This is a genomic window from Streptomyces sp. NPDC093544 (assembly GCF_040683495.1).
Lineage (GTDB): Bacteria > Actinomycetota > Actinomycetes > Streptomycetales > Streptomycetaceae > Streptomyces.
Window position 1 is genome coordinate 39941 of record NZ_JBFBEA010000022.1, and the last position, 16362, is coordinate 56302.

Here is a 16362-nt window from a genome sequence, read left to right on the forward strand (position 1 = left end):
GGAGAGCGCCCGTACTTTCAGGCGCTTACCGTGCCCGAATCACTGGCGATCACCCCCGAGCGACAACCACTGGTCGCGCCTGACGCACATCACGCACAACCTGCTGGACAGGCTCTGCCGAAGGGCAAAGACCCCCCTGTCCAAGAGCCGGCGCCACTGCCGCCGGCCCTACTCGGCGGGGACCCAGAAAACCCCTTGACCCGATTGGCTGTCGAGGTAGGGGGGAATGGACCGAGCGTCGCCGATCGTGGTGCATTCTCGCCGCCCCCGCAAGGGGGTTCGTTACTGGCTAGTAACGGGCGGATAACCGAACAGCGACCCGTCGGCATCGATCAACAACACAGGGTGGCGTCAAGGTAGGTGACACACTGGTTGATCCTCGGACAGAATCCGACAGATCAACGCCCCCGACTTACTCCAAGTAACAGCGGCCGCGTTTACCAAGATTTGGTAAAGCGCGGCCACTTCTCTCCCTAGGGGCACATCTTTCACCCGGGCATCACACGTCCGGGCGTTTAGCAACAGGTCAGAGAACCCGTCGCGGTACTGGTCAGAACAGGGCCCGGGCCAGCGCCCTGCGCGCCGCGATCACCCGCGGGTCGTCGGCGCCGACCACCTCGAAAAGCTCCAGCAGCCGCAGCCGTACGGCATCCCGGTCGTCGCCCGCCGTGCGCCGCACCGTGTCGGTGAGCCGCCCGAAGGCGTCCTCGACATGCCCGCCCACGAGGTCCAGGTCGGCGGCGGCGATCTGCGCCTGCGCGTCACCGGGCCTCTCCGCGGCGTCCTTGCGCACCTGCTGGGGATCGGCGCTCGCCACGCGCTGGAGCAACTCGGCCTGCGCGAGACCCAGTTTCGCCTCGGTGTTACCCGGGGCGTCACTCAGTACGTTCTTGTACGCCTGTACGGCACCGCCGAAGTCGCCCGCGTCCAGCGCCTGTACGGCGGCTTCGAGGAGCGCGTCGTGCGGTCCGGCCGGGGGCTCGGCAGCCACCGCCGGAGCACTCCCGGGCTCGGCGTCCGGATCGACGACCAGGCCGGTCAGCCCGAAGCGCTCCTCGGCGACCTGCACGAGCTGGTCCAGGGTCCCGCGGATCTGGGCCTCACCCGCCGCCCCCTGGAAGAGCGGCAGGGCCTGCCCGGCGACCACCGCGAAGACGGCCGGGATCCCCTGGATCCCGAACTGCTGCATCAGCATCTGGTTGGCATCGACGTCGACCTTGGCAAGAACGAAGCGTCCGTTGTACTCGACGGCCAGCCGCTCAAGCACCGGGCTGAGCTGCTTGCACGGCTCGCACCACTCGGCCCAGAAGTCGATGACGACCGGGACCTCGTTGGAGCGCTGCAGGACGTCGCGCTCGAACCCCGCCTCGTCGACATCGATGACAAGGCTGGCAGGGGAAACGCCCCCGCTCTCACCCCCGCCACCCTGCCTGGCCGCTTCGGCGCGCGCCTGCTCCGCCTTGACCTTGGCCTCCTGGGCCGCCTTCACCGCGGCGAGGTCGACGACTCCGCTCATGGACATGTTCCGTGGCTGCATGAGTACATCTTCCCCCCTCCGTGCACGCGTGTGAAAAGCGTTGTGAAAGCCGGGCCGGTTACGTCTTGATTGGTACTGCCGGGCGCCGGGTCCCCACCTGACGCGAGTGCGGTTGTCGCCGCGTTCGAGCTTTCGCTACGGGTCGTAGCGTAACTGTCCGAAGACCCCGGTGTACGCCCTTCTTCGGTGATCTCCCTCACGGCTTCGGGTAAACGACGGATACGGCCACAGAGGGCACAGGGGTCGCTGAGACTGGCCGGATATGGTCACTGGCATGCAGAGTCGCATTTCCGCCCCCCGTACGGGACGTCCGCGCAGCGCCGCCGCGGACGCCGCGATCCTGGCGGCGACGCGGGCGGCACTGGTCGAACTGGGCTGGTCCAAGCTGACCTTGGGGGACGTCGCGACCCGAGCGGGCGTCGCCAAAACGACCCTCTACCGCCGCTGGGCGGGCAAGAACGAACTCGTGGTCGACGCGGTCGCCGAACTCTTCGACGAACTCCAGCTCCCCGACCGCGGCAGCCTGGCCGCCGACATCGAGGGCGTGGTCCTCCAGTTCGCGGCGATCCTGTCCCGCCCGGAGGCGAAGACCGCCCTGATGGCGGTGGTGGCGGAGTCGACCCGCGACGAACCCCTGCGCGAACGCATCCGCACCTCCATCGTCGACCGCCAGAAGTGCCTGGTCCTGGAGGGCCGCGCCCGCGCCCAACTCCGCGGCGAACTCCCCCCGGAGCCCGACCCCGAGTCCGCCGCCCGCACCGTCGACCTCATCTTCGACGTGGTGGCGGGCGCGGTGGTCCACCGAACCCTGGTCAGCGCGGAGCCGGCGGACGAGGAGTGGGTGCGCAGCTTCACCCGGGTGCTGCTGCTCGGCCTGGCCGCCGGGTCGGAACCGGCGTAGCCGTCCTCCGGGACTTCATGGCGTCTCCTCCCCTGGACGGTGGGCCCACGCCCACCGTTCTCATCACACGGCACAAGCCGGGATGACATGAATCGAATCAATGGACATGTTCGTCACCTCAGGGCCAAGCCCTCAGAATCCCTGCGCCGACCGACTCCCCTCCACCCCGTCCCCCGCCCGCAGCAACCGCAGGAACGCCTTCAGCCCCGCGATGATCTCCTCGTTGTTGGTCAGACGGTTCACCGTGGCCTCGAACTCCCGCCCCAGCGCGGCGATCTTCCGGTCGGCGTCGTCGGCGCGCTCGTACACCGAGACACCCAACGCATCGACCCTGCGTCGCAGTTCGGCGAGCGAGCGGTACTGCTCCTCGGTCTTCTCCTCCAGAACCCGCACGCCCGCCACCAGCCGCGTGACAGTCCCCCTCAGCTCCACCACGTCGTCGCGCGGGTAGGTCACGTCCTTGAGCAGTGTGCCGAGGCGTCGCCGCAGTTGCGCGAAGTAGGCGCCCGCGGGCCGGAAGACCGTGCTCAGCAGGAAGAACCCGGCGAACCAGTAGCCGGTGGCGTTGCCCGTGGCGGCGGTGACCGCGACGACGAGCCCCGCCGTCACCATGTGCCCGGCGACGGCGACCCGCAGCATCACGCGCGCGATCCTCGCGGCCTCGGCGTCCCGCTCCTCCGAGACCGCGAGACCCTTCTCCCTGCTCACCGCGATCTCGGCGAGCACCGAGTGGGCCCGGAAGTAGAGATTCCACGGCACCGTCAGCAGAACGAGCAGCCAGAGCAGGCTCATCACCCCGGCCGCGGCCCCCAGCACCACGGACAGCGGCGCCCCCACCGCGTACGCGAGCACGAGCGCTCCGACGGTCGTGAACACAGCGCACACGCCTAACAGGAACTTCCCCATACCGTCCCCCAGTTGCCCCCGCCGGCACCATCCCGGCCCGTGCTTCCGGTCCATGGTCCCGCCCCGGCGGCGGCCGGTCATGAGTACAACTACCTACGGCCGCTCCCCGCGCCGGTGATCGGCGCCGCGAGCGGCCGTGGCTGTTCCTGGTCGCGCGCTGCGCGACGCCGGTCAGAAACCCGCCGGCTCCGTGTACACCCCCCACTCGTCCCGAAGCACCCCGCAGATCTCCCCCAACGTCGCCTCCGCCCGTACCGCGTCCAGCATGGGCACGATCATGTTGGACCCGTCGCGCGCCGCGGCGAGCATGGTCTCCAGCGCGGCGCGGACCGCCGCGTCGTCCCGCCCGGCCTTCCGCCCCGCGAGCTCCCGCACCTGGTCCCGCTCCACCTCATGGCTGACGCGGAGGATCTCCAAGTCGCCGGTGACGGAGCCGTGGTGGACGTTCACGCCGACGACCCGCTTGTCGCCCTTCTCCAGCGACCGCTGGAACTGGAACGCGGACTCGGCGATCTCCCCGGTGAACCATCCGTCCTCGATGCCCCGGAGGATCCCGGAGGTGATCGGACCGATCGGGTGCTGTCCGTCCGGGTGCGCGCGCTGCCCCCGCTCCCTGATCTGCTCGAAGATCTTCTCGGCGTCGGCCTCGATCCGGTCCGTCAACTGCTCGACGTACCAGGAACCGCCCAGCGGGTCGGCGACATTGGCGACGCCCGTCTCCTCCATCAGCACCTGCTGCGTACGGAGGGCGATCTCCGCGGCCTGCTCCGACGGCAGCGCGAGCGTCTCGTCCAGGGCGTTCGTGTGCAGCGAGTTCGTGCCGCCCAGGATCGCCGACAGCGCCTCGACCGCCGTACGCACCACGTTGTTGTACGGCTGCTGGGCGGTCAGTGAGACCCCGGCCGTCTGCGTGTGGAAGCGCAGCCACTGCGCCTTGTCGGACGTGGCCCCGTACACATCACGCATCCAGCGTGCCCAGATCCGCCGGGCCGCCCGGAACTTGGCGATCTCCTCGAAGAAGTCGAGGTGCGCGTCGAAGAAGAAGCTCAGCCCGGGTGCGAAGACATCCACGTCGAGGCCACGGGAGAGGCCCAGTTCGACGTATCCGAATCCGTCGGCGAGCGTGTACGCCAGCTCCTGCGCGGCCGTGGAGCCGGCCTCCCGGATGTGGTAGCCGGAGACGGAGAGCGGCTTGTAGGCGGGGATGCGCTCGGCGCAGTGCTCCATCAGGTCACCGATGAGGCGAAGGTGCGGCTCGGGCTGGAAGAGCCACTCCTTCTGTGCGATGTACTCCTTGAAGATGTCGGTCTGGAGCGTGCCGTTGAGCAGGCCCGGATCCACACCCTGCCGCTCGGCCGCGACCAGATACATACAGAAGACCGGGACCGCAGGACCGCTGATCGTCATCGACGTCGTGACGTCACCGAGCGGGATGTCCTGGAACAGGACCTCCATGTCGGCCGCCGAGTCGATCGCGACCCCGCAGTGCCCGACCTCGCCGAGCGCGCGCGGGTCGTCGGAGTCGCGCCCCATGAGGGTGGGCATGTCGAAGGCCACGGACAGGCCCCCGCCGCCGTTGGCGAGGATCATCTTGTAGCGCTCGTTGGTCTGCTCGGCGTTCCCGAATCCGGCGAACTGCCGGATGGTCCACGTTCGCCCTCGGTAGCCGGTCGGGTGGAGGCCACGGGTGAAGGGGTACTCCCCCGGCCAGCCGATCCGCTCGAAGCCCTCGTACGTGTCTCCCGGCCGGGGCCCGTACACCGGCTCCACGGGATCTCCGGAGAGCGTGGTGAAGTCTGCGTCGCGCTTACGCGCGGCGTCGTACCGGGCCTGCCAGCGTCGGCGGCCCTCTTCGATGGCGTCAGCGTCCATACCTTCGAATTTACTAGGACGTCCTAGTAAATGTCGATGGCTGACCGCCGTACGTTGCCCATACGGCGGCAGGGATTGCGCAGTGGTGGTGGGTTACGCGGCGACGGGATTACGCCGTCACACCTTGGCGACAACGGGAGTGCCGTCCGCGATCTTGCCCTCGAGCTCGCGCGAGATCCGGCGCTCCACGAAGAAAGCGGCCGTCGGAACGGTCCCCGCGAGCAGCACCCACAGCTGCTTGGCGACCGGCCACTTCGCCTTGGAGCCCAGGTCGAAGGCGACGATCAGGTACACGACGTACAACCAGCCGTGCGCGATGGCGACAAGGCGGGTGAAGTCGACGGCCCCGTCGATGTCGAAGCCGTACTTGGCGATCATGCCGAGGCACAGCAGAACCAGCAGCACACCGGTGAGGTAGGCCATCACGCGATAGCGGGTCAGCACGCTTTTCTTCATGGAGACGAGCGTAACCACCGGTTTCGGGCGATCTTCGGGCGCCCCCGGCTCGTAGCGGAGGCGGCCCTTCCCCACACACTGAGGCGACCCTTCCCCACGTACCACTGCCTGCTACTCCTCGTCGAAGTCCTGAGCCGCGACCCTCAGCGGCCGCAGCATCGCGAAGATCTCCGCGCACTCCTCGGCGTCGTACGCACCGAGCCCGAAGTCCATCGCCATCAGGTCCTGGGTGGCCGCGTCGCAGACCTCGCGCCCCTTCTCGGTGATGGAGGCGAGCGTGCCGCGCCCGTCGTTGGGATTGGGGCGCTTGTCGACGAGCCCGGAGGTCACCAGCCGGTCCACGGTGTTCGTCACGGACGTCGGATGCACCATGAGCCGCTCACCGATCTTGGACATCGGCAGCTCGCCCGCCTTGGAGAACGTGAGCAGCACCAGCGCCTCGTACCGCGCGAACGTCAGCCCGTACGGCTTGACCACCGCGTCCACCTCGGCGAGCAGGATCTGGTGCGCGCGCATGATCGAGGTGATCGCCGCCATGGACGGCACCGAGCCCCACCGCTGCTTCCAGTGCTCGTCGGCACGGGCGATGGGATCAAAGGCAAGGCTGAGCGGCTTCGACACGCCAAAGACCTTACCGGCCGGTCACATCGTGGTCAGCCCTGTCTCGCCTTTCGGTCCCCGGCCCCGGAATACCGGGCGGAACGCCGTCCGGACGACGCGCCGAACCAGATGCCGACCGACCGCCGAACCCCGCCGCCCCAGTGTCGTATCCATGTCGACTAAGCGCCCTATGCAACGATTGCCGATGAATTGTCACTGATAGTCACCTTCGCCCAAGGGGGCAGGATGTCCCGGCTGATCCGTACCTTCGCGGCACTCGCGGTGCTCGGGCTCGCGGCGGGCTGCTCGTCCACGCCTAGCGTCGACGAGGCCTCCGTCGCCGGCGCCGCCACCAAGAAGGCGAGTCCGGCGCCGACCTCGCCCTTCTGGGTCGACCCGGCCAGTTCCGCCTCCGAGCAGATCCAGTTGTGGGAGCGGCAGGGCCGCACCGCGGACGCCGAACTGCTGGCGCGGATCGCCGGGCAGCCCGTCGCGCTGTGGCCGGCCGGTGAGACCGACCCGGCCCCGGCGGTCACGTCCGCGACCACGTCGGCATCCCAGGAGGGGCGGACGGCGCTGTTCGTCGCGTACAACATCCCGCACCGGGACTGTGGCCAGCACTCGGCGGGCGGGGCGCCGGACGCGGACGCCTACCGGGCGTGGATGGGGAAGTTCGCGAACGCACTGGGCGACAGCAAGGCCCTGGTGGTGCTGGAGCCCGACGCGGTCGCGCACATCGTGGACGGCTGCACTCCCGGCGAGTACCACGCCGAGCGCGAGCAGTTGCTCGGCGAGGCGATCGTCCGGCTGAAGCAGCAGCCGAACACGCAGGTGTACCTGGACGCGGGCAACCCGTCCTGGATCCAGGAGCCGTGGAAGCTGGTGGACCCGTTGAAGCGGGCCGGCATCGAGAACGCGGACGGCTTCGCGCTCAACGTCTCCAACTTCCAGACGGACGCGGTGACCAAGGCGTACGGCCTCCATCTCTCCCAGGACCTCGGCGGCAAGCACTTCGTGATCGACTCCAGCCGCAACGGCAACGGGCCACTGCCCGGCGTCTGGTGCAACCCGTCGGGCCGGGCGCTGGGCACCCGGCCGACCACCGACACGGGCGAGCCCGCCCTGGACGCCTATCTGTGGATCAAACGGCCCGGAGAGTCGGACGGCACCTGCGAGGGCGGTCCGGACGCCGGCCAGTGGTGGCCGGAGTACGCGCTGAGTCTGGCGCGCAACTCCAATTCGTAGGCACGGCAGGCCGGTTCAGCGCACCTGGATCCACTTCGCCTCCGACGGCGTCCCCTCCCCGTCCGTCACGAACAGCATGTACCAGCCCGGCGGCACCAGGGCCCGGTCGCTGGGTACGTCGACAGTGACCGAGTTCTCGGTCTTCGTCAGCCCGAGTTCGATCGAGCGCTGCTCGACGTCCGTCGTGTGGGTGACCGCGCTCGGGCGCATCAGCCGGGCCTTGACCACGCGCTCGGGGTACTCGGTCGCGAAGGTCGCGCGCCGCTTGCCGTCGAGAACGTCCGGGCCGTCACCCAGCACCGGGCGGTTCTTGCCGTTCTTGTGCAGGGCGGGCGGGGTGAAGATCTCCATGCGCTGCTCGAAGTGGCCCAGCTTGGTGTTCTGCTGGTCGTCGAAGAGCGGGTCGGAGCCGAAGGTGGCGACGCGGCCGTCGGGCAGCAGCAGGGCCTCGGAGTGGTAGTTGCGGCCGACCTTCGGGGAGGCGGCCTCCTGGAAGGAGTTGGCCTTGGGGTCGTAGAACTGCGCCTTGAGAATGTTGCTGGCGCTGCGGCCGCGGTAGTCCTCGGAGCCGTTGGTGGTGAAGACGGAGTCGTCCGGCATGATCACGCTGTTCAAGTACCGGGTGCCCTGGGGGAGGTTGGGGCCGTCCTCGAAGGACGGGCTGCCCTTCTTGAGGTCGACGACAGCCGTGCGCGGGGTCGACTTCTTGGACTCGCCGACGCCTCCGCCGCCGAGGATCATCACCTTCTGGTCCTGCGCGGGCGGCAGCAGCAGGGATGCGGAGGTCTCGGTCTCGTCAGGGTCCCGCAGCCCGGGGACCTTCTCGAACTTGTTGGTCTTCAGGTCCCAGATGCCGGGCTCGCGGCCCATCTCGGCGGGCCCGTAACCGGCGTTGGACGCCGGGTAGAAGAGCTTGCCGCCCTTGGTGAGGAAGAGCGCGGGGTAGGTGGGGAAGTAGCGCTTGGGACCCGGTGTCCACTTCTTCGTCTTCGGGTCGTAGATCTCGTTGTCGCCGGGGTCGATCATGCCGACGTCGTCGAGGCCGGAGACCGCGAGGACCCGCCCGTCGTCGAGTCCGACGAGCGTCGGGTACCAACGGGCCTTCTGCATGGGGTCGACGGGGATGTACTTCTCGGCCGTCGGGTCGAACTCGTAGGCCGCCCTGATCCCCTGGAAGTCCTGCTTCTCCAGGGTGATCTTCTCGGAGAGGCCGTACGTGTTGTCGGCGTCCTTGCCTTTCAGGCCGACGATCTCGTACTGGGCCTGCGTGTCGGTGGCCGAGGTCGGGCCGCCCTCGGTCGCCTCCACGAAGACACGGGACTCGCTCGCGACGATCCTGGTCTTCCAGGGCTGCATGACGCCCGCACGGTTGTACGTGACCTTCTGCGTGCGCTTGGCCTTGGGGATCCGGACGTCGACCTTGCTGACGTACTCGACGCCGGCGGGTGAGCGGAAACGGGTGCCCTTCTTGAGATACACCGCCCGGTCGGGGTTCTCGTTCTTCACCCGCATACCGCCGCCGGCCCGCTCGACCTCGCTCTCGAGCAGTTCGTAGCGGGCGGTGCCGCCGGCCACCAGCATTCTGCCGCTGGGGAGTTGGGCGTGCCCCGAGCAGAAGAAGTCGTCGGGGGTGGCGATCTTCTTGAAGGTGTCGGTCGTCGGGTCCCAGAGGACGGTGTCGAACGATCCCTTGTCGAACTTCCGCTTCTCGTTCCCCGAGCCGGCGACGATCAGCACCTTGCCGGTGTGCAGCAGGGCCGCGTGGATGGCGTTGGTGCGGTAGTCGTCGGGGATGTCGAGGTGGCTCCAGGAGCCGTACTTCGCCTTGTAGCCGGGCTGCGCGATCTTGTACTCGTAGTACGTCTCGCTGGCGAAGCCGACCGCGGCGGGGGCGTTGAGGCCGGCGAGCACGACTATGCCGCCGATGCCCAGCACGGTCTTCTTCGTCTTCTGCGAGGGCTGGTAGGCCATGGCCTAGTTACCTCCTGTCGTGGAGCTGGTGACCGCGGTCGTGCTGCCGCTGGTCGCGAGGGCGGGCTCGACGGCCTCGGTGATCCGAGCGGTCGTCAGATGGGGCAGCTGCCGGGCCCTGCGTTCCTTGAGCAGCGTGGCGACCCACACCCCGACCGGGGCGAGCGAGATCCCCATGGCCAGCACCGCCCAGGTGCGCATGGCGGCGTGGGTGTGGTCGAGGACGACCGACGCGGCGAGCGAGACGCCGAGCAGCGCCGCCCAGGTGAGGTGGATACGGAAGGTCAGCAGCCGGTCGGGGTTGGCCTCGCCGCCCTTGGGGGTGACCACGAAGCGGCTGGGTCGGCGGATCAGGGCTTCGCCGAACGACTTGAGGTAGATGGGCGCGGAGAGCGCCGACATCGCCATGCCCGCGAGGCCGCCGGAGCCTTCGGGTTCGTGCGGGGAGACGTTGTGCCGCCGGTTCCAGAGGTAGAGGCCGATCTGGAGGGCGGCCGCGTCGCTGTAGAGCATCAGCCAGACGGATGCGGCGACCTGCGTGCCGGATGCGCCGAACCACAGGAAGAGGAAGCAACTCATGATGCCCAGCAGCCAGTTGACGGCCGTCATCGGGTAGTAGACGAGCATCATCGTGTACGAGAAGAGGCGGCCGGGAGGCATCGTGAACGGCGCCTTCCAGTACTGCTTGAACAGCGTCTCGTACGTCCCCCGCGACCAGCGCATCTGCTGCGTGAAGAAGTCCGTCCAGGAGGCGGGCCCCTCACCGACGGCGAGCACGTCCGGGGTGTAGACGGACCGCCAGTGCTTTCCGCTCCTCGGGTTCTTGTGGCGGTGCAGCTCGAACCCGGTGGCCATGTCCTCGGTGATGGAGTCGTACAGGCCGCCGACCTGACGGACGGCCGCGACGCGTACGACGTTGTTGGTGCCGACGAACATGGGCGCGCGGTAGCAGTTGCCGGCGCGCTGGATCAGCGCGTGGAAGAGGAACTGCTGCGACTCGGCCGCCTTGGTGACGGGGTTCTCGTAGTTGCCGTAGACCTGCGGCCCGACGACGAACGCGACGTCCGGGTCCCGGAAGTAACCCATCATCCGCTCAAGGAAGTTGGGGAGCGGGACGTGGTCGGTGTCGACGGAGGCGAAGTACTCGTACTCCTTGCCGTGCATCGCGATCCACGCGTTGTAGTTGCCGTGTTTGGTACGGGCCTTGTGGACGCCCTTGTCACGGTTCCACTCCGGGACGCCGAACCGGGTGAAGTGCCGGACGCCGAGTTCCGCGCAGAGGGCCTTGGCCTGTTCGTCGTCGCCCTCGTCGAGGAGCCAGACGTCCACGGGTCCGGCGTGGGTGACCCTGACCGCGCCTTCGAGCGTCGCGCGGACCATGGCGAGGGGTTCCTTGCCGGGGACGTACGTGGTGAGGAAGGCGACCCGGGTCCCTTCCTGGGCCACGACGGGTATCGGGTCCCGCGCCACCATCGTGGCGTGCGCGATGCTGATCACGTTGACGACCATGAACAGCTCGATCAGCCCGATGGCTATGAGCATCGCGATGTCGAGCCCGACCAGCCAGCGTTCGCCGCCTTCGCGCTCCACCCAGTGGCTCGGCCACACCAGGTAGACGAGGAGCAGGCCGGTGAGGATCGGCGCGAAGGTCATCAGCAGGACAGCGCGTATTCGGTGCGGCTCTCGCGAGAGGAGCTTGGTGTACTGCACCTGGTACGCCGGGCCGGACGGCTGCGTGAGCGGTCCGGCGAGACGGCTGTAGGTGTCGTAGTCGTAGCCCTCGGGCCGCACAGCGCCCTCCAGTGATTGAACCAGTCCGGTGATCGAACAAGCCGATACCCATACACAAGTGGAGATTTGGTGGCGTGTCGAACTGGGCGCGTCCGAAGGGGTAATCGGCCCCGCTGGAGCGGACACAACAAAACCCCGGCCCAGAAGGACCGGGGTTTGCCTGGAGGAGGCCTACGCGGACAAGTGGCGTTCCACCGTCTCCACCTTGGATGTCAGACCGTCCGTCACACCGGGACGGATGTCCGCCTTCAGGACGACCGAGACGCGCGGGGCACGCTCCTCGACGACGGCGACGGCGCGCTTGACCACGGCCATCACCTCGTCCCACTCGCCCTCGATCGAGGTGAACATCGCGTCGGTGTGGTTGGGCAGCCCCGACTCACGTACGACCCGGACGGCGTCGGCGACGTACTCCCCCACGTCCTCGCCGACGCCCAGCGGTGTCACGGAGAAGGCGACGATCATGACGTCTCCACCACGCCCTCGCGCCGGGCGCGGGAGGCGATGACCGCGTTCTCGGCCTCGTGCCTGAGCCTGCGCTCGGCGAAGAAGCCGCCGGTCGGCAGGACGGAGAGGACGAAGTAGAAGGCGGCGGTCTTCGCGCCCCACTTGGTGCGGTTCCAGGCGTCCGCCCAGAAGATCACGTACAGGATGAAGAGGACGGCGTGGACGTAGCCCATGACGGGCACCGCGTTGAAGTCCGTTGTCCGCTTCAGCACCGAGCAGACGAGGAGGATCAGGAAGGAAGCCGCCTCGGGGGCCGAGATCAGGCGGAGGCGGCGGAGGGCGCTGGCGGTCTTAATGTCCACGGGTCACCTTCGGTGGGAGATTCGCTTTCGGCAGGAACGTCGCTTTGTGAACGCAAGCACAAGCGTCCGAACCATTGTGGCACCCGGGTTCCGGCCGCCCCGGCGCGGGGTGCGGGGCGGCGCACCCGCCGGATCCCCTGGCCCCCTAGGGGTCCGATCAGGGACGAGATCCACCCGTAGGCCCTTTTGGCGGACCCTACCCGGCCGCTACCTTCACAGCGTGGCGATGTTCCGACTTCAAGGCAGCAAGGTGCTGGCCGTCGACATGACCGGGGATGCCGTAAAAGCGAAGAACGGCTCGATGGTGGCGTACGACGGTCAGGTGGCCTTCAAGAAGATGAGTGGCGGCGGTGAGGGCGTACGGGGGATGGTGACCCGGCGCCTCACCGGTGAGCAGATGACGGTGATGGAGGTGAAGGGGCACGGGACCTGCTGGTTCGCGGACCGGGCTTCCGAGATCAACCTCGTGAATCTCCAGGGGGACAAGCTGTACGTCGAGTCGAGCAATCTGCTCGTGACCGATGCCGGGCTGCGTACCGGCACGGAATTCACGGGCATGCGCGGTGCCACCCAGGGCAACGGGCTGTTCACGACGACCGTCGAGGGCCACGGCCAGGCGGCGATCATGTCCGACGGTCCGGCGGTGGTGCTGAGGGTGAGCGCGCAGTATCCGCTCACCGTCGACCCGGGCGCGTACATCGCGCACCAGGGCAATGTGCGGCAGTCCTTCCAGTCGGGCGTGACGTTCCGCACGTTCATGGGCGAGGGCGGCGGCGAGGCCTTCCAGATCCGCTTCGAGGGCGACGGCCTGGTCTACGTACAGCCCAGTGAGCGGAACACGATCGCGGGGGATGTGTGACATGCCCTTCCGTGAGATCAACTCGAAGATGGTCGAGGCCACCGTGCTGCCCGGCCAGCGGATGTTCAGTCAGCGGGGCGCGATGCTCGCCTACAAGGGCGAGGTGTCCTTCACGCCCAACATCCAGGGCGGCCAGGGCGGAGTGATGTCGATGCTCGGCCGCCGCCTGGCGAACGAGGCCACCCCGCTGATGACCGTCGAGGGCTCCGGCACGGTGCTCTTCGGGCACGGCGGCCACCACATCCAGGTGATCGGCCTCACCGGCGACACCCTGTATGTGGAGGCGGACCGGCTGCTCGCCTTCGACGGCGCACTCCAGCAGGGCACGATGTTCATGGGCTCGCAGGGCGGGGTGATGGGCATGGTGCGCGGCCAGGTGACCGGTCAGGGGCTCTTCACGACGACCCTGAAGGGGCACGGCGCGGTCGCCGTCATGGCGCACGGCGGCGTGTTCGAGATCCCGATCACCCCGCAGCGCCCGGTCCACGTCGACCCCCAGGCGTACGTCGCGCACCACGGCGACGTACGCAACAAGCTGTCCACGGCGTTGGGCTGGCGCGACATGGTGGGCCGCGGCTCGGGCGAGGCGTTCCAGCTGGAGCTGAGCGGCAACGGCGCGGTGTACGTCCAGGCCTCGGAGGAGAAGCTGTGAGCGGATACGGGGCTTCGGGGCCGACCGTCCACGACCCGATGACACTGCCCGTCGACGACAACGTGAACAACTACACCTTCTGCGTGGAGCTCAAGGGGAGCCAGTGGTTCCTGCAGAAGGGCAAGATGATCGCCTACTACGGGACGATCGACTTCAACGGCATCGGACACGGCCGGCTCGACCGACTTGTCCGTACGTCTTTCCATTCGCCTCTGCACGCGAGCGACTGGGTCGTGGCGGAGGGCTCGGGCAAGATGCTGCTCGCCGACCGGGCCTTCGACGTGAATTCGTACGATCTGGAAAACGGCAACCTGACCATTCGCTCCGGCAATCTGCTCGCTTTTCAGCCAACTCTCGCCCTCAAGCAGTCGATCGTGCCGGGTTTCCTGACCCTTATCGGAACGGGCAAGTTCGTGGCCGCCTCCAACGGTCCGGTGGTGTTCATGGAACCCCCGATCCGAGTGGACCCACAGGCACTGGTCGGCTGGGCGGACTGCCCCTCCCCGTGCCACCACTACGACCACGGGTACATGACAGGTGTAATGGGCGGTCTACGTGCGATGACGGGCATCGGCGGGGCCTCCGGTGAGGAGCACCAGTTCGAGTTCGTGGGGGCCGGCACGGTGCTGCTCCAGTCCACCGAAACCCTCATGGCCGAGCAGGCCACGGGAGTGGTCCCGCAGCAGGCGGGAGTACCCGGCGGTGGCGGGGTACCCGGCCAGCATGGACAGCAGGCAGGCGTACCGCGCCTTCCCGGACAGCTGGGAGACCTCCAGCGTCGCTTCGGGCTGTGAGCGGTAGTCTGCGGAGTGTGACATCGAACGCGTGCGCGTAGTCACACCGCCCTCACTAGTTCGCCTTTCAACATTTTAGGTAGACTTCACTTATGGAGACCGAGACGGCCACGCGCTGGCTGACCAATGCGGAGCAGTGTGCCTGGCGCACCCACCTGGACGTCAACAGGCTGTTGACTTACCAGCTCGAGAGGGACCTGCAACCGTTCGGCCTGACCATGAACGACTACGAGATCCTCGTGAACCTCTCCGAGTCGGAGGGCGTACGGATGCGGATGAGCGACCTCGCGTCCGCCACCCTCCAGTCCAAGAGCCGCCTCTCGCACCAGATCACCCGCATGGAGAACGCGGATCTGGTGCGCCGGGAGAACTGCGAATCCGACCGCCGGGGGCTGTTCGCGGTCCTCACCGACCACGGCATGGAGACGATGCGGAAGGTCGCACCGCACCATGTGGCTTCCGTGCGGCGGCACTTCATGGACCTGCTGTCGCCGGAGGCGCTGGAGGAGCTCCACAAGACGCTGACGCCGATCGCGGAGCATCTGCGGGGGCAGCGCGGCAAGCCTTGACTTGCTCCTCGCCGTGAAGGGCGAGGATTCTGGCCTTCTCTACCGGTTGCCGTGCCGCTACGCGGCACGGTTTCCGGCCGGGAATCCGTGGCTTCCTGTTTCTTCGCGCTGTGCCAGAACAGGTTCTGGTCTTACCGGCGCTCCGCAGGCTGACACCGCCAGTCCGGCGGCCTTTTTGACGTTGATCGCGGCGTTGTGATCCCGGTCGTGGACGGTGCCGCAGGCGGTACAGGTCCATTGGCGGACGGACAGGGGTTTGGGGCCGTCCACGGCGCCGCATGTGGAGCAGGTCTGGGAGGTCGGCTCGAACCGGCCGATCTTGATCAGGGTGCGCCCGTACCGTTCCGCTTTGTATTCCAGTTTGTATTCCAGCATGTTCACGAACGCCGTCCAGCCGGCGTCGTGGACGGACTTGGCCAGCCTGGTACGCGCCAGTCCCGCCACCGACAGACTCTCCACGGCGATTCCTTGGTTCTCGGAGATCAGCCGGGTGGAGAGCTGGTGGTGGAACTCTGTGCGGGCGTCGGTGACCTTGGCGTGGGCGCGGGCGACCTTGAGGCGCGCCTTCTCGCGGTTCTTCGATCCCTTCTGTTTGCGGGACAGTTCCTTCTGGGCCTTCTTCAACTTCTTCTCCGCCCGGCGCAGGAACCGGGGCGAGTCGATCTTCTCGCCGGTGGACAGCACGGCGAAATGGGTGAGCCCGAGGTCGATGCCGATGGTTTGGTCGGTGGCGGGCATCGACGCGGCGGCGGGGTCGGTGTCGATGACGAACGAGGCGAAGAACCTGCCCGCACTGTCCTGGAACACGGTGACGGAGGTGGGGGTGGTGGGCAGCGTGCGGGACCACTTCACCTTCACCGCCCCGATCTTGGGCAGGTTCAGACGGCCGCTGTCGGTGATGGTCCAGCGGGCGTTGGCCGTGAACCGGATCGACTGCCGGGTGTCCTTGCGGGACTTGAAACGGGGTGCACCCAGTTTCGGGCCCTTGCGGGTGCCCTTGAGTGAGGCGAAGAAGTTCTTGTAGGCGGCCTCGGCGTCGCGCAGGGACTGCTGGAGGACAACCGCGGAGACCTCGCCCAGCCAGGACCGCGAGGCGGTCCTCTTCGCCTCGGTGATCAGACGGGTCGACAGCTCACCGGCCGTCGGGAACGGATACCCGCCCGCCGGGCGTCCTGGCGGGCCCGCACGGCGTCGTTGAACACGACGCGGGCGCACCCGAACGCCTTGGCCAGCGCGGTGCGCTGGCCGGTGTCCGGGTACAACCTGAAGGCATACCGGAGCTGCACGACGATCACACTAGGCAGGTCGAACGAGTACCGTCACCGGGAACATGCGAGCGAACCTTCACCGTCACCGCAGCCCAGTCCGGCTCCGCCAGAACGACACCGCGACGCTCCGCG

15 protein-coding genes and 1 pseudogene are annotated in these 16362 nt (G+C 67.9%); 6 read left to right on the forward strand and 10 right to left on the reverse strand.

Going from position 1 to position 16362, the window contains the following annotated elements:
* Positions 1 to 550: 550 nt before the first annotated feature.
* Entirely contained in the window at positions 551 to 1537 is a 987-nt protein-coding gene (locus AB0N66_RS30225; protein ID WP_365440915.1) for a tetratricopeptide repeat protein, read from the reverse strand.
* Between the two features lie 274 nt (positions 1538 to 1811).
* Between AB0N66_RS30225 and AB0N66_RS30230 the strand changes: the two genes are divergently transcribed.
* The gene (locus tag AB0N66_RS30230) at positions 1812 to 2438 is read left to right on the forward strand and encodes a TetR/AcrR family transcriptional regulator (protein ID WP_365440917.1); all 627 of its coding nucleotides are present in this window, start codon (positions 1812 to 1814) and stop codon (positions 2436 to 2438) included.
* Positions 2439 to 2570: 132 nt separating this feature from the next.
* On the opposite strand, the gene AB0N66_RS30235 is transcribed toward AB0N66_RS30230, so the two are convergent.
* From AB0N66_RS30235 to AB0N66_RS30250, 4 genes are all read right to left on the reverse strand, one after another.
* Positions 2571 to 3344, reverse strand: a complete 774-nt coding sequence (locus tag AB0N66_RS30235; protein ID WP_365440919.1) for a hypothetical protein — start codon at positions 3342 to 3344, stop codon at positions 2571 to 2573.
* A gap of 171 nt (positions 3345 to 3515) precedes the next feature.
* Positions 3516 to 5216, reverse strand: coding sequence for a methylmalonyl-CoA mutase family protein (locus AB0N66_RS30240; RefSeq protein ID WP_365440921.1), 1701 nt, complete (start codon positions 5214 to 5216; stop codon positions 3516 to 3518).
* 117 nt (positions 5217 to 5333) lie between these two features.
* Positions 5334 to 5672 carry a DUF3817 domain-containing protein gene (locus tag AB0N66_RS30245; protein ID WP_365440923.1) on the reverse strand — a complete coding sequence of 113 codons (339 nt, stop codon included), beginning with the start codon at positions 5670 to 5672 and terminating at the stop codon, positions 5334 to 5336.
* A 111-nt stretch (positions 5673 to 5783) separates the two neighbouring features.
* Entirely contained in the window at positions 5784 to 6293 is a 510-nt protein-coding gene (locus tag AB0N66_RS30250; RefSeq protein ID WP_365440925.1) for a MarR family transcriptional regulator, read from the reverse strand.
* A gap of 225 nt (positions 6294 to 6518) precedes the next feature.
* Between AB0N66_RS30250 and AB0N66_RS30255 the strand changes: the two genes are divergently transcribed.
* On the forward strand, positions 6519 to 7517 hold the full coding sequence (locus AB0N66_RS30255; RefSeq protein WP_365440927.1) for a glycoside hydrolase family 6 protein: 999 nt from the start codon (positions 6519 to 6521) through the stop codon (positions 7515 to 7517).
* A 15-nt stretch (positions 7518 to 7532) separates the two neighbouring features.
* Here AB0N66_RS30255 and AB0N66_RS30260 read toward each other — a convergent pair whose 3' ends face one another.
* The 4 genes from AB0N66_RS30260 to AB0N66_RS30275 form a co-directional block, all read right to left on the reverse strand.
* Positions 7533 to 9488 carry a kelch motif-containing protein gene (locus tag AB0N66_RS30260; protein ID WP_365440929.1) on the reverse strand — a complete coding sequence of 652 codons (1956 nt, stop codon included), beginning with the start codon at positions 9486 to 9488 and terminating at the stop codon, positions 7533 to 7535.
* 3 nt (positions 9489 to 9491) lie between these two features.
* Complete coding sequence (locus AB0N66_RS30265; RefSeq protein WP_365440931.1) at positions 9492 to 11279, reverse strand: glycosyltransferase family 2 protein; 1788 nt, start codon at positions 11277 to 11279, stop codon at positions 9492 to 9494.
* A 171-nt stretch (positions 11280 to 11450) separates the two neighbouring features.
* The gene (locus tag AB0N66_RS30270; protein ID WP_365440933.1) at positions 11451 to 11744 is read right to left on the reverse strand and encodes an MTH1187 family thiamine-binding protein; all 294 of its coding nucleotides are present in this window, start codon (positions 11742 to 11744) and stop codon (positions 11451 to 11453) included.
* Complete coding sequence (locus AB0N66_RS30275; RefSeq protein ID WP_365440935.1) at positions 11741 to 12088, reverse strand: DUF3817 domain-containing protein; 348 nt, start codon at positions 12086 to 12088, stop codon at positions 11741 to 11743. The genes AB0N66_RS30270 and AB0N66_RS30275 overlap by 4 nt, the downstream gene beginning before the upstream one ends.
* Before the next feature lie 226 nt (positions 12089 to 12314).
* Between AB0N66_RS30275 and AB0N66_RS30280 the strand changes: the two genes are divergently transcribed.
* From AB0N66_RS30280 to AB0N66_RS30295, 4 genes are all read left to right on the forward strand, one after another.
* Positions 12315 to 12947, forward strand: coding sequence for an AIM24 family protein (locus tag AB0N66_RS30280; protein ID WP_365441156.1), 633 nt, complete (start codon positions 12315 to 12317; stop codon positions 12945 to 12947).
* Position 12948: 1 nt separating this feature from the next.
* Positions 12949 to 13599, forward strand: coding sequence for an AIM24 family protein (locus AB0N66_RS30285; protein ID WP_365440937.1), 651 nt, complete (start codon positions 12949 to 12951; stop codon positions 13597 to 13599).
* Positions 13596 to 14393, forward strand: a complete 798-nt coding sequence (locus AB0N66_RS30290; RefSeq protein ID WP_365440939.1) for an AIM24 family protein — start codon at positions 13596 to 13598, stop codon at positions 14391 to 14393. Before AB0N66_RS30285 ends, AB0N66_RS30290 begins: the two co-directional genes overlap by 4 nt.
* 92 nt (positions 14394 to 14485) lie before the next feature.
* On the forward strand, positions 14486 to 14962 hold the full coding sequence (locus tag AB0N66_RS30295) for a MarR family transcriptional regulator (RefSeq protein WP_365440941.1): 477 nt from the start codon (positions 14486 to 14488) through the stop codon (positions 14960 to 14962).
* A gap of 57 nt (positions 14963 to 15019) precedes the next feature.
* On the opposite strand, the pseudogene AB0N66_RS30300 reads toward AB0N66_RS30295, so the two are convergent.
* Positions 15020 to 16248 (reverse strand): annotated as a pseudogene (locus tag AB0N66_RS30300) (RNA-guided endonuclease TnpB family protein).
* Positions 16249 to 16362 lie beyond the last annotated feature (114 nt).